Source organism: Bacteroidales bacterium (assembly GCA_022647615.1).
Lineage (GTDB): Bacteria > Bacteroidota > Bacteroidia > Bacteroidales > UBA932 > Egerieousia.
Map to the genome: position 1 here is coordinate 270917 of JALCKZ010000001.1, position 13090 is coordinate 284006.

General features: G+C 41.7%; 7 protein-coding genes. 2 read left to right on the forward strand and 5 right to left on the reverse strand.

The features are described 5' to 3' along the window. Positions 1 to 10: 10 nt before the first annotated feature. Genes LKM37_01190 through LKM37_01210 form a run of 5 tightly spaced genes read right to left on the reverse strand, consistent with a single transcriptional unit; the run spans position 11 to position 7270 of the window. Complete coding sequence (locus tag LKM37_01190) at positions 11 to 967, reverse strand: YitT family protein (GenBank protein MCI1719636.1); 957 nt, start codon at positions 965 to 967, stop codon at positions 11 to 13. Further along, entirely contained in the window at positions 967 to 3777 is a 2811-nt protein-coding gene (gene leuS / locus LKM37_01195) for a leucine--tRNA ligase (GenBank protein ID MCI1719637.1), read from the reverse strand. Before leuS ends, LKM37_01190 begins: the two co-directional genes overlap by 1 nt. Before the next feature lie 38 nt (positions 3778 to 3815). After that, positions 3816 to 5219, reverse strand: a complete 1404-nt coding sequence (locus LKM37_01200; GenBank protein MCI1719638.1) for a TonB family protein — start codon at positions 5217 to 5219, stop codon at positions 3816 to 3818. Between the two features lie 28 nt (positions 5220 to 5247). Further along, positions 5248 to 6357, reverse strand: coding sequence for a glycine cleavage system aminomethyltransferase GcvT (gene gcvT / locus LKM37_01205; GenBank protein MCI1719639.1), 1110 nt, complete (start codon positions 6355 to 6357; stop codon positions 5248 to 5250). Positions 6358 to 6391: 34 nt separating this feature from the next. Then, positions 6392 to 7270 carry an SPOR domain-containing protein gene (locus LKM37_01210; protein ID MCI1719640.1) on the reverse strand — a complete coding sequence of 293 codons (879 nt, stop codon included), beginning with the start codon at positions 7268 to 7270 and terminating at the stop codon, positions 6392 to 6394. 146 nt (positions 7271 to 7416) lie between these two features. Between LKM37_01210 and LKM37_01215 the strand changes: the two genes are divergently transcribed. Together LKM37_01215 and LKM37_01220 are read left to right on the forward strand one after the other, a co-directional pair. Continuing rightward, positions 7417 to 8625 carry a CapA family protein gene (locus tag LKM37_01215; protein MCI1719641.1) on the forward strand — a complete coding sequence of 403 codons (1209 nt, stop codon included), beginning with the start codon at positions 7417 to 7419 and terminating at the stop codon, positions 8623 to 8625. Between the two features lie 63 nt (positions 8626 to 8688). Next, on the forward strand, positions 8689 to 13086 hold the full coding sequence (locus tag LKM37_01220; protein ID MCI1719642.1) for a CusA/CzcA family heavy metal efflux RND transporter: 4398 nt from the start codon (positions 8689 to 8691) through the stop codon (positions 13084 to 13086). Positions 13087 to 13090 lie beyond the last annotated feature (4 nt).

The following is a 13090-nucleotide window of genomic DNA, read 5'->3' on the forward strand; positions in this document are numbered from 1 at the left end:
TAATATTGCACTAACTATTATTTATCCACTTTAAAAAACTCCTTATCTTTTCCTCTTTGCTCTTCTTCTCTTTGAATTTTGGCTTTTCCTTTACCTTCTCAAAACCTTCCCCGTAAACAGCAGACACATTTCCAACTGTCACAAATGCCTTATTATCAATGTTTTTTATAGAGGTCATTATGCCGGCAACCTGATATTTCCTTGCAACTACAACAAGAACTTTGCTCTCATCTTTTGTATACCAGCCCATAGAATCCAGTGCGGTAACCCCGCGATGCTCGTCGCTGATTAGCATGTCTGCAATCTCCTTATACTTGCCGGAAATAACAAGTATCTGGACAGACTGCTGACGGCCTGTAAGCAAAGCATCCAGCATATATGAAAATGAGACAGTTGTAAGATAACCATAGATAAAATCGCTTAACCCTTTTCCAGGCAAAAACAGAATGGAGCCTATAATTATAAGGTCACAATACATGAAAACTTTTCCCGGGGAAGTATCATAATACTTTGTAAGGACAAGAGCGACAATATCGGTGCCTCCCGTACTTCCTCCCTTCTTAAAAATCATTGAAATTCCAACGGCCAAAATTGCTCCGCCAAGCACAGCAGATACAAGCTTATCTGAGATATCTGAAAGACTCATCAGCCAATGCCAGTGCGGCATTACAGCCAAGAAAAAAGTTGCACATAAAATGCTGTAGATTGTCTTGAATCCAAATCCGCGTCCAAGTATAATTGTTCCTATTACAAGCAAAAGTACATTAATTCCAATATAGCTGACATACAACGGAATAAAGCCGTTTGTAGCATATTGGATGTTGGTAGCAAGACCGGTAACGCCGCCGCCTGTAATTCCCTGCGGGGTTATGAATGCCGACCATCCTCCGCAATAGATGAAGACACCTATGGTAATAACAAAATATTCAAAAATTATCTTTGATATGGTTGCAACTTTGCTTGCCATCACATTACAATATTGATAATCCTTCCGGGAACAACTATAACTTTTTTAACACTCTTTCCTCCAAGATATTTTGCAGTATCCTCAGCAGCAAGAACGGCCTCCTCTACCTCATCCTTTGACAAGCTCTTTGCAAGCGAAATCTTAAATCTTGTCTTGCCGTTGAAAGAAACCGGATAATCAAAATTATCTTCTCTTGTATATTTCTCCTCATACTTAGGGAATTGCGCAAATGAAATACTCCCTTTATGTCCCGACAGCTCCCATAATTCTTCACAGATGTGCGGAGCAAAAGGAGAAAGCAGCACAATGATTGGCTCCAGAACGGCCCTCTTATTGCACTTTAAATCAGAGAGTTCATTGGTTGCAATCATAAATGCGGAGACTGAAGTATTGTATGAGAAATTGGAAATATCATCATCAACTTTTTTAATGAGCTTATGTAATACTTTGAGTTCCTGAGCAGTTGGAGCTTCATCAGATAAATTGATTTTTCCGTCAGGATCACTCTTGCCGCCAAACTCCCCAAAAAACATCTTCCACAATCTCTTTAGAAATCTGTTGACTCCGTCAATGCCTTTGGTATCCCATGGCTTGCTCTGCTCTACCGGTCCAAGGAACATCTCATAAAGTCTCAGAGTGTCAGCTCCGTACGTATCACATATACTGTCGGGATTAACAACATTATACATAGACTTGCTCATCTTCTCAACAGCATAGCCGCACTTGTATTCTCCGTTCTCCAGTATAAATTCAGCATTTGCAAAATCGGGCATCCACTTCTTAAAGCCTTCAATATCAAGCTTGTCATTGTGCACAAGATTAATGTCAACATGTATTTCCGTTGTATCATACTGATCTTTAAGTCCAAGCGAGACAAACTTATTTGTGTTCTTAATTCTGTATACAAAATTTGAACGTCCCTGTATCATTCCTTGATTTATAAGCTTTTGGAATGGTTCCGGTTCTACAACATAACCAAGGTCATATAAAAATTTATTCCAGAAGCGGGAATAAATCAGATGCCCCGTAGCATGCTCTGTTCCACCCACATACAAATCCACGTTTCTCCAATATTCATCCGCCTCTTTGCTTACAAGCGCCTTGTCATTGCGGGAGTCCATGTATCTCAAATAGTAAGCGCTGCTTCCTGCAAAACCTGGCATTGTACTTTTCTCCAAAGGATAGCCTTTGTACGTCCAATCTTTAGCGCGAGCCAACGGAGGTTCGCCATCAGCTGTAGGCTTAAATGACTCAACTTTAGGCAATTGCAATGGAAGCTCATCTTCAGGTATTGGAGTTGCTATGCCGTCCTTATAGTAAATTGGGAACGGCTCTCCCCAATATCTTTGCCTGGAGAATATTGCATCCCTCAGCCTGTAATTAATCTTTTTCTTTCCGATGCCGCGCTTTTCAACCTCTGCAATTCCCAGAGGGATAGCCTCTTTCACCGTTTTGCCGGAAAGGAATCCGCTGTTGCACATGATACCCTCTTTTGCATCAAAGCTCTCTTTGCTAATATCACAACCCTCTATCAGAGGAATTATTTTAAGATTGAATTTCTTTGCAAACGCATAGTCTCTGCTATCGTGGGCAGGAACTGCCATAATTGCCCCGGTACCATAACCTGCAAGAACATATTCTGAAATCCAAATTGGAACTTTATCTCCGGTAAAAGGATTAACAGCATAAGAGCCTGAAAATACACCTGTTACAGTATGCGTCTCTGCTATTCTCTCACGCTCCGTTTTCTTCTTTGCCTCTTTTAGATAATCATCAACTGCACTCTTTTGCTCCTTTGTGGTAAGCAAATCCACCCACTCGCTCTCCGGAGCTAGCACCATAAATGTAACTCCAAAAACAGTATCCGCACGAGTGGTAAATATTTTCATATCCTGCTCAACATTAGCAGGTTGTCCGTTTGCAGGATTAGGATTTGAAACCTTGAAAATTATCTCCGCGCCGTAAGACTTGCCTATCCAGTTGCGTTGCATCTCTTTAAGCGCATCTGTCCATTGAAGGTTATCCAGGTCATCCAGCAACCTTCCTGCATAGGCGGAAATTCTCAACTGCCACTGCTTCATTCTCTTCTGCTCAACAGGATAACCTCCGCGCACAGAGAGTCCCTCTTTTACTTCATCATTGGCAAGGACGGTTCCAAGTTTGGAACACCAGTTGACTGATGTTTCTCCTTGATAGGCAATACGATACTGCATCAGCACATCTGCCTTTTGTTTCTCAGAAAAACCTTTCCATTGCTCCGCAGAAAAAGCATCCACGTCTCCGCATGCGGCATTAACCTTTGTATTACCTTCTGTCTCAAATATTTTTACAAGATTCTCAATTGGTTCAGCTTTATCATGCTCATTATTATACCAGCATCCAAACATCTTAAGGAACGCCCACTGTGTCCACTTATAATATGCAGGGTCACAGGTTCTTACCTCTCTATCCCAGTCAAATGAAAAACCTATCCTGTCCAGCTGCTCTCTATATCTGTTTATGTTATTGATTGTTGTAACCTCCGGGTGCTGTCCGGTTTGAATTGCATATTGTTCTGCCGGCAGTCCAAAGGCATCATAACCCATTGGATGCAAGACATTAAACCCTTTTAATCTCTTGTAGCGGCTATAAATATCACTAGCTATATATCCAAGGGGATGTCCCACATGCAATCCGGCTCCGGAAGGATACGGAAACATATCCAGAACATAATACTTTGGTTTAGAAGGGTCTGTCTTTACTTTAAATGTTCCGTTCTCGGCCCAGAACTTCTGCCACTTCTTTTCAATCTCCTTGTAATTGTAATCCATTGAGCAACAATTTTTTATACTTTTCTATGTAAGGGAGGCTATTTCTTAATACCAAAGCTGCCTCTCTTTTTGGTCAAAATAAATTCTACAGGAAGAGACATCCTGACGCTGACATTTGAGCCATTAATTGTTGCAGGCTTCCATTTTGGTGAAGCTTTGAACACTTTAATAACCTCATTGTCAATATCATCGCTAAGGCTCTTTGTGATTTTAATATCTCTTACCGCACCTGTTTTATCTACAATAAATTCTACTTGCTCGGTCCCCTCTATTCCTCCTGCTATTGCACTATCGGGATACTTAATATACTGATATACCCACTCTTTAAGGAAGTACCTCTCATCTCCGCGCAAGAAAGTTGCCCTGTGGTCAACGCCCTGCTGAGTATATACAATCTCATTTTTCCCATCCACTTTCTCCTCTCCGGCCTTAAGTCCCTGCGATACCTTCTTATCTCTGGAGGCGGCCGCAAGTGCAAATGAATAAACGAATTCCGCAATGCGGTTCATTTGAAAATAATCTAGCGTCTCCCCCGTATCTTTTGTTGTATTAAGCAGGGAACTTGTTCCCGTAGTAAACAGTACAGATGGAATATCCTTCTGATAAAAATTCCTGTAGTCAGAACCAAATGGCTCTTTGTCTACAAGAGAAGGAGTTACGGAGAAAGGGGCCGACGCAACTGCACCTATCATTTCATTAATATCGGGATTCTGAACTCCTGTGAAAACTTGCAATTTGTTATTCTCTCCGCTTAAGCCAACAGCATCCAAATCCATCATTAGAGTAATCTTGTCAACCTCTGAAAATGAACGGTTTAAGAAATACCAGCTCCCGGCCATTCCAAGCTCACCCGCCCCAAAGAATGCAATGATAACAGAACGTTTGAACATAAATTTATTCTGAGAAATCATTTTTGCAATTTGCAAAAGCACGGCAGCGCCGCTTGCATTTTTATCTGCACCGGGATAAATTTGCATCTCTTGCTTTCCGTTGACATTCAAGGTTGTGCAACCCAGGCCATCCATGTGAGCCCCAATCAGAACATACTCTTTTGCAAGGGCATTATCATATCCCGGGATAATCCCAATTATATTGCGGGATTGCAGAGTATCTCCCTTAGGCTGGACCATTTTAAAGTCCTCCCCCTCTTTTGGAGAGAGCATAAGAAGTCCGTTTGACAGAAGATAATCATAAATATATTCCGATGCCTTAACCTCACCTTGAGAACCCGCGCCTCTCCCTTGTAACTGAGGGGAAGTCAAGAACTTAACATGCGCTCTAAGCGTGTCCTCATTGTTTTTCTCTATTTCTGTCTTTTGAGGAGACTTAATGTTTGCTACCCCCTTATTTTGAGAATACGCCTCATTAAATCCCGCAGTCATCAACACAAAAGAGAAAGAAACAACAACTGCACGGAAAAATATTTTTTGGATTCTGTACATAATCAAACGGAACAAGAGAGTTAAAATCTTACTCTGCCTTGTAGAAAGGAGCCTTAACAACAACACCTTTAAGCAGCTTATCTCTTACCTTTATAAAAATCTCATTACCAACTTTATATAGAGGAGCAGCTACATATCCCATTCCAATTGGCTTGTTTAAACTTGGGCTCATTCCTCCGCTGGTAACAAATCCTATTCTCTCACCGCCGGCATTGCAAATCTCATATCCGTGTCTTGGAATACCGCGGTCAACTAATTCAAAGGCACACAACTTTCTTGTAAGACCATCTGCTTTCTGCTTCAAAAGAAAATCTCTATCAATAAAGTCTCCCTTGTTATCATTGAACTTAGTAATCCAGCCAAGTCCCGCCTCAAGAGGAGATGTTGTATCATCTATATCATTCCCGTACAGGCAGAATCCCATCTCCAAACGCAGCGTATCTCTTGCTCCAAGTCCCACAGGCATAATACCTTCCGGCTTTCCAGCTTCAAAAATCTTATCCCAAAGTTTTAGCGCATCCGCGTTCTTTACATAAACCTCGCAGCCGCCTGCTCCGGTATAACCTGTCGTTGATAAAATAACATCAGCAATTCCCCCAACTGTCAGTTGCTTAAAAGTATAGTACTCCATAGTCATAATTGGCTCATTGCAAAGTTTTTGCATAACTTCCATAGCCTTAGGACCTTGGATAGCAAGCTGACTTAGCTCATCAGAAGCGTTATAAAAATCTTTGCCAACTACAAGTCCAAATTTTGAAGCATATTTGCACAAATGGTCCCAATCTTTCTGCATGTTGGCAGCATTTACAACCATCATATAGCACTGAGGGTCAAAACAATATACAACAAGGTCATCTACGATGCCGCCCTTTCCGTTAGGGAAACAGGAATATTGAATCTTGCCAGGGAAAAGGACAAATGCATCATTGCTTGTAACATACTGCACAAACTTTAGAGCATTAGGTCCCTTGATATAAAATTCTCCCATGTGGGAAACGTCAAAAACTCCAACGCTGTTTCTTACAGCAAGATGTTCTTGTTTAATACCGATATATTCCAGAGGCATGTTGTACCCGGCAAAAGGCATCATCTTTGCCCCTAACTCAATGTGTTTCTGAGTAAAAGCTGTTGTTTTCATATATAATTATATCTTTTTTTTTAATTAGTAATTCCTACTTATGCAAACCTCTTGCCCTGCTGTAAACCCAAGCGTCCGGGGCAATATCCTGTACATCAGATATAGCTGCCTGAGCATCCTGCAAAGAATTAAATCCAACTGCAGAAACCATTGTAAGTCCGTTCTTTAGTGGAATGGCTACGGGACTTGCCTCCATGTTTCTAAGCTGCCTCAATCTTTTCTCCACGCTTGCTGCCTGTTTGTATGAGCCTACTATCAAGTAATACCGGTATCTCAACGGAGAAGGAGTATCCTTCTGAACCGCAACATTTTGTTGCTGAGGGATTTGCTGCTGCACTGCCTTCTGTTGCTGTGCTGCCACATTCCGCTGCTGCGCTATCTTCTGCTGCCGAGCCACATTTTGCTGCTGTGCAAGCTTCTGCTGCTGTGCAAGCTTCTGCTGCTGTGCTATCTTTTGTTGCTGTGCAAGTTTCTGCTGCTCTACTTTCTGCTGTTGTGCAAGCTTCTGCTGAGCCAATTTTTGTTGCTGCGCCACCTTTTGCTGTGCTGCTTTTTGCAGCTGTTCAGCTTTTTGCTGCTCCGCCTTTTGCTGTTGAATTGCCTTTTGCTGAGCATCCAGTTTTCTCACCGCCTCTTCATCTGCAATCCTCTGCTGTTCCGCTCTTTGCGTTGCGGCACTCATCTCCGCAGAGTCCTCTCCCATCAAACTTCTGCTGCTATCTTTTACAGCCATCACTGCGGAAGAATCTGTCTTGACATTCCTTGCAGAATCCAGCTGCATCTCCCTCTGTATAATAAGGGCTTTCTTTGCGGCAATATCTTTGGAAGTGGGCAAATCCAATCTGCTCCTAACCCAATCGCACCCTCCAAGTATAAGTGCAATAACAGCAACAAGAAGTATTTTATTCTTCATAATCAGAACGGTAAATGATAATTAGCTCAACATTGCCGGCTTAAAAAAAAGCCGCCGCGAGTGGCGCAAATGTATGAAATTATGCGCTAAATCACAAAAAAATAGCGTATATTTACATCCTAATTATTAACAGTTTACGCCTAATTATGAAGAACTCCTTTTATGGCGGCAGACTTAAATTCCGCCACCTGATTTTAACAGCGTTTGCTCTAATCTCTTTTACTATCTTATTCCCGACAGGTTCAACAGTTGCTCAGACCTACAAGCTGCCTGCCTCTTCTGACACTATAAAAATCTCATTTACAGGAGATGTTATGCAGCACGGAGGACAAATTGAGGCTGCGCTCAGGATGGGAGATGGATTGGATTACGTTTATGATGATGCTTTTAAATATATGACCTCCAGGTTTAAAAAGGCGGACCTTATGGTTGCCAACATGGAGATGACTGTGGGAACCAAACCTTACAGCGGGTATCCAAATTTCTCCGCCCCAACGGAAATAGCAAAGGCGGCAAAGGAGAGCGGAATAGGACTTTTCCTTATGGCAAACAACCACATAGCGGATAAAGGAGAGGCGGGATTGAAAAATACTTTTGCGTATTATGAATCCATCGGCGAACCCACAACCGGAGTTTATAAAAGCAAACAAGATGAGGTTGAGCAAGATCCAATTATTTTTACAATCAAGGGTGTAAAATTTGCCTTTATAAATTTTACTTATGACACTAACGGCATGCCGGTTCCCGAGCCGTATTACGTTAATTTGCTGGACAGTACGGAAGTAAAGAAAACTATTGCAAGGGCAAGGGACAAACAAGCGGACGTAATAATTGCCTGCCCGCATTGGGGAGAGGAGTATCATCTGGAACCATCGGCCGAACAAAAACAATGGACTAAAATGCTTTTCAGAGAGGGAGTTACAGTGATTGTAGGCAGCCACCCCCACGTCCCTGAAGAGGCCTATATCTATATGGAATCCGTCCCAGGCCCAGAAGAAAGTGACAGCAGTTCAGATGCGGGAAATGTTAAAAAACTTGTTTTCTACTCAATGGGAAATTATATCTCTAATCAGAGCGATCCAGCTTATACACAGGTAGGTACATTTCTGCAGCTATTTTTTGTTAAGAACAATTTTACCGGAAAGATATCTATCGCGATGCCAAAATGGGAATACACCTGGTGCTTTAGAAAAGGTGAGTTTTTGCAAGACTATACTGTTGTCCCGATAGAAGAATTTATGAATTCTTCTGATTATCTGACAGGAGCAATTACGCCAAATCAGAAGGCTGCTTTCTCTAAAATGAAGCGCACCTATGATTTTATTAAAAACAAACACCTTGTTAGGATAGAGTGATTTAATTTTGAATAATTATAAACTATATTATTATATTTGTCCCTCAAATTTTAAAGCCAGGTTATGTCGAATTCAATTGTTGATTTTTCAGTCAAGAAGAAAGTTTTTGTTGGACTGACGGTTCTCTTTTTGCTTATCGGCGGCATTTATGCAATGCTGACTCTGCCAGTTGATGCGGTGCCCGATATCACAAACAATCAAGTGCAAATTGTAACAGTCTCACCTACCCTTGCCCCGCAAGAGGTTGAGAAGCTGATTACTATGCCCGTAGAGATTGCAATGAGAAATATCATGAACGTACAAGAGATACGTTCTGTCAGCCGTTTTGGACTCTCCGTAGTTACGGTTGTTTTCAAAGAAAACGTTCCTGTGATGGATGCGCGACAGCTTGTAAGTGAGCAAATTCAGACGGTCGCCGGTGAAATTCCGCCGGAGCTTGGGATGCCTGAAATGATGCCAATCACAACAGGTCTTGGAGAGATTTATCAATATATCCTTAAGGTAGATCCAAAATATCGCAGCAAGTACAATCCAATGGAACTTAGGACAATACAAGATTGGATAGTGAAAAGGCAACTATCCGGAATACCCGGCATAGTAGAAATTAACAGTTTCGGCGGATACTTAAAACAGTATGAAGTCGCAGTTGACCCAGATGCGCTTTTTGCTCTGAACATAACCATCAGCGACGTTTTTGACGCGCTGAGCAAGAACAATCAAAATACCGGAGGAAGCTACATAGAAAAAACAGGCCATGCCTATTATATAAGGTCCGAGGGTATGATAAATAACATTAATGATATTGGTAAAATAGTGATTACCAATAGGAATGGAATTCCTATCCACATTAATGATGTTGCAACTGTCAACTTTGGCGCACCTAAACGTTTTGGCGCAATGACAATGGACGGCAAGGGTGAGTGCGTCGGCGGAATTGCATTGATGCTTAAGGGAGCAAATGCAAATGTTGTAACGGCGGAACTTGCAAAACGCGTAGAAAAAGTTCAGAACCTTTTGCCTGCCGGAGTTCATATAGAACCGTATCTTAATAGATCTGAACTAGTTAAGAGAAATATCACGACAGTTATCCATAATCTTATTGAGGGCGCAATCATTGTACTTCTGGTACTTATAATCTTCCTTGGAGATGTAAGGGCCGGTGCTATTGTAGCTTCCATAATCCCTCTGGCTCTGCTGTTTGCGTTTATTCTGATGAGAATTTTTGGCGTGACCGCAAATTTAATGAGCCTTGGTGCAGTTGACTTTGGAATTGTGGTGGACGGCTCCATTGTAATCCTGGAGGGAATACTGGCGCACATATACGGAAAAGATTTTATCGGGAAAAAATTTACGCAAGAAGAAATGGACACGGAAGTTGAAAAGGGCGCCTCTTCAGTTACACGCTCCGCAACTTTTGCAGTATTCATCATCCTGCTTGTATTCTTCCCAATTCTTACACTAAGCGGCATAGAGGGAAAATATTTCACCCCTATGGCAAAGACGTTGATATTCTGTATAATAGGAGCGTTACTGCTGTCACTTACTTATGTTCCTATGATGGCTTCTCTTGTTCTGAAAAAACAGAAGAGCAACAAGAAAACTTTTTCCGACCGTTTCTTTGCATGGCTGAATGTAAAGTATCAGGCAACGCTAAAGGTTTGTCTTGGAAAGAGATGGAAATGGCCGACAATTTATATCGCACTTGGTGCGCTTGTAGTATCCTTATTTATTTTTGGAAAATTAGGTGCGGAATTCATCCCTACTTTGGATGAAGGAGACTTTGCAATGCAGATGACTCTACCCGCAGGAAGCTCATTAACAGAGAGTATCAAACTTACCAATCAGGCGGAAGCAATACTGACTGGTAAGTTCCCGGAGGTAAAGCATGTAGTTGCAAAGATTGGAACCGCTGAGGTCCCGACAGATCCTATGGCTGTTGAGGATGCTGATATTATGATAATTATGAAGCCTTTCAAACAATGGAAGAGTGCAAAGAGCCGCCCGGAAATGGTAGAAAAAATGAAGGAAGCTCTTAAACCTCTGGAGAATAAAGCGGAAATTACATTTTCCCAACCAATACAGTTGCGCTTTAATGAATTGATGACTGGCTCCAAGGCGGACATTGCAGTCAAGCTTTATGGAGAGGACACTAAAGAGCTGGCTATCAAAGCAAAAGAGGCTGCAGCCCTGATAGAGAAAAATGTAAAGGGAGCATCTGATGTAAGCGTTGAACAAACAATGGGACTGCCTCAGCTGATTGTAAAATATGACAGAGACAAGATTGCACAATACGGAGTAAACATAGAGGATTTAAATACAATCATACGCTCCGCCTACGCTGGAGAAGTCAGCGGCGCCGTATTTGAAAATGAGAGAAAATTTGACTTGGTTGTACGTCTGGACCAGAAGAAGTTGGCTGACTTTGATTTGAACAGATTATTTGTCCGCACTGCAGACGGGAGCCAAGTTCCAATCACAGAATTTGCTGACGTAGAACTTGTTAGCGGACCTCTTCAAATTAACAGAGATGAGACAAAGAGAAGAATTGCAATTGGCGTGAACGTGCGTAATGCAGATGTTCAGCAAGTTGTATCCGATATCCAAAAAGTTCTTGACAAAAATATCAAGCTTAAGCCGGGATATTATTTTGAGTATGGCGGCCAGTTTGAAAATTTACAGAAAGCAATTCACACTCTGTTAGTAGTAGTGCCTGTTGCGCTGCTGCTAATTATGCTGCTTCTATTCTTTGCATTCAAGAACATCACATATACGCTTATGGTATTCTCCACGGTACCTCTCTCTTTAATCGGCGGAATACTAGCGCTTTGGATAAGAGGATTACCGTTCAGCATCTCTGCCGGAGTTGGATTTATTGCTCTGTTTGGAGTTGCAGTGCTAAATGGAATTTTAATGATAAATCACTTTAACGAAATCAGAAACAGGTCTATGTACCACTTATCTACAAACAGAATTATCAAAGAGGGAACACCTCAATTGTTAAGGCCAATTTGCCTGACAGGTTTGGTAGCTGCGCTTGGCTTTGTGCCAATGGCTATCGCAACTTCCGCAGGAGCTGAAGTACAGCGTCCTTTGGCAACTGTCGTGATTGGAGGCCTTATAATTTCTACAATACTTACACTTATTATATTGCCTTTGTTCTATAATGTAGTTCACTCATTCTTTGCATGGGCAAGGCCGGGAAAGAAATTCCATATTCCTTTCTTTGCAATTATTCCTTTGCTGTTGCTAATTCCTGCAGCAATGTCAGCACAGCAAACTTCAACCGTAAAAGAGATACAGGTTGCAAGCGGAAAAGAAATGCAAGTCAATCCTACTGGAAGAGAGGCTATTACATTGGAACAGGCTATACAGCTTGCACATCAAAACAGTCCGCGTCTTAAAAGTGCAGCACTGGCAATTGAGCAGGCAAAAGCTTCACGCGGAGAAATTTTGGAGGCGACACCTACAACTTTCAAATACCAATGGGGACAAATAAATAGCGACGATAAAAAAGATAGGCAAATTAATGTTGAACAAAGTCTTGGCTCCCTGTTCACTCCTTTTTATAAAAACACATTAGTTAACAAGCAAGTAAGCACAAACACTTACTTCAAACAAATGGTTGAGAAAGAGGTTACTGCAGAGGTTAAAAGAGCCTGGGCTTATTGCCAGTACACACAAAATCTTTGCGCCATGTATGAAGACCAGGAGAAGATGGCCACTGATTTACAGAAGATTGCAGATATCAGATATCAGCAGGGAGAGATAAATTTGCTGGAAAAGAACATGATGTCATCAGATGCTGCCGCTTTGCATAACCAGCTGTATCAGGCAAAAGAGGAGTCAAAGGTTGCTCTAAGCCGCTTTAAATGGGCTTGTTACACTGACAATGACATTTACCCTGCAGATTCATCTGTCTCCATTTTTTACACAAATGCAGACTCCCTTTCTTTATCAGATGCGCATGTAAATTATTTTAACAGCCAGGCTGCTGAGAAACAAGCAATGGTAAATGTAGAGAGAAGCCACTTCTTTCCGGAACTGAGCGTAGGTTATACCAACCAAGATATACGCCCTCTTAAGAATTTGAATGCGTGGATGGTAGGAGTTTCTTTCCCGCTATATTTCCTTCCTCAGAAGAGCAAAATCAGACAGGCAAAACTTGCTGCGATTTCTGCTCAAACAGAGGCTGAGGCAAATATCAGACAACTGAAAAATAAAGTAAGCGAGCTATCCGCAGAATTGCACAAGCAAAGCGAAAGTTTAAAATATTACAAAGGCTCCGCTCTTAAAACTGCAGATGAACTTACAAAAAGCGCAAAACTTCAGCTGCAGCAAAGCGACATAAGCGTTGCAGATTTTATCCAGTCCGTAACGGCTGCGCGCAATATTAGAAGAGGCTATATAGAGACTGTATATCAATACAATATAGCCGCACTTGAATATGAATTATATAAATAAAAAA